Origin of the sequence: Psychrobacter sp. Ps6 (assembly GCF_022129235.1) — a bacterium.
Taxonomy (GTDB): domain Bacteria; phylum Pseudomonadota; class Gammaproteobacteria; order Pseudomonadales; family Moraxellaceae; genus Psychrobacter.
Map to the genome: position 1 here is coordinate 1 of NZ_JADQAI010000160.1, position 1,145 is coordinate 1,145.

Annotated in this window: 2 protein-coding genes; both read left to right on the top strand. The window is 40.3% G+C overall.

The features are described 5' to 3' along the window. Positions 1 to 669 (top strand): hypothetical protein (locus tag I3255_RS14565; RefSeq protein WP_238039464.1); only part of this gene is annotated, 669 nt, incomplete at its 5' end. Continuing rightward, positions 669 to 1,145, top strand: a 477-nt coding sequence (locus I3255_RS14570) for an Arm DNA-binding domain-containing protein (protein WP_238039465.1), incomplete at its 3' end; no start/stop codon positions are given. The genes I3255_RS14565 and I3255_RS14570, both read left to right, overlap by 1 nt.

Genomic DNA, 1,145 nt, shown 5'->3' on the forward strand with positions numbered 1-1,145 from the left:
GATAGAACAACCTTAGGGCAGGTTGTGTTTGATTGTGTTACCCCTCATGGGTTTGATGTTTTTGTGCATCCGAGATTACAAAAAATTGAAATCGAGCATTTGGATCGTAGTGATGAAAGTACGCCTGCTTTTATGAACCGATTGGCTAAATCTTATGATGCTGTGGCAAAACCTGTCGAAGGTAAGTTTATTTTTGTCCCTATTGGTGAACAGCGAAGCGCATCAGGTAAGGATATTGAATCAGTTACCCTGTCACTTCCTGCAATTAATCATTCAGGTAATTCTGATTTTATCAATGTATCGGCTGAACTTGATGGCCGACAAGAATTTAGTGGTGTTAGAGCCTTTTATGGTTCCACTGATACGGGGAAACGCTTAGAAGTCAGAGTTGGGTCAAAACCATTTAAAACTCTTGGTAAGGATAAGAATTCCAAACAAGAAGCGGAACAAGCTTGCGCGGCTGAACTTAGAAAAATGCAGCGCCAAGGCCGAAAGATTTCTATTGAAGCGCCGCCGGTTCCAACAGCATTTGCAGAAGGGATCATCGTGTTAGACGATTCTTTTCCCCGAGCATTCAAAGGTCGATGCTCTATCGATCAAGTTTCTTTTTCTGGTCAAGGGTTACAAATCAGCCGTATGAACATTCAAGCAACATTAATGGGTGAGTAATGCTTTCAAGTCGAACTAAAATCCGCATTAATCAACAAGCTTTTTTCTCTTCTACACTTCCCGTTAAAATTTCAGACGCCCAAATTAAACGCCATATTGATGATCTTCGTGTTCGTCAATTAAAAGATATCCGATGCCCGTTGTATTTAAGATTTAATCAAAATAGAACGGGGGGAACATGGTGGTTTTATCGATATGAGAAGGGAAAACAATATAGTCATCGATTAGGGTCTTATCCTACTATCCAAGCCAAAGATATTATGGATGTGGTAAGCGCAGCCTCCGTTAAGGTTGCAAAAGAGGAAATCATCGAATGCCATCGTTTCGAAACTGTTGATCAATTAGTCGCTTGGCATGTTGAAAGGCAAAGAACGTTAAATCAATCAAGCAAAGCACGATTGGTTAATATCAAAAGTATGGCAGAAACTCATGTTATGAGTATTTTCCATGGGGTAGGTGTGACAGATTTGACTCAC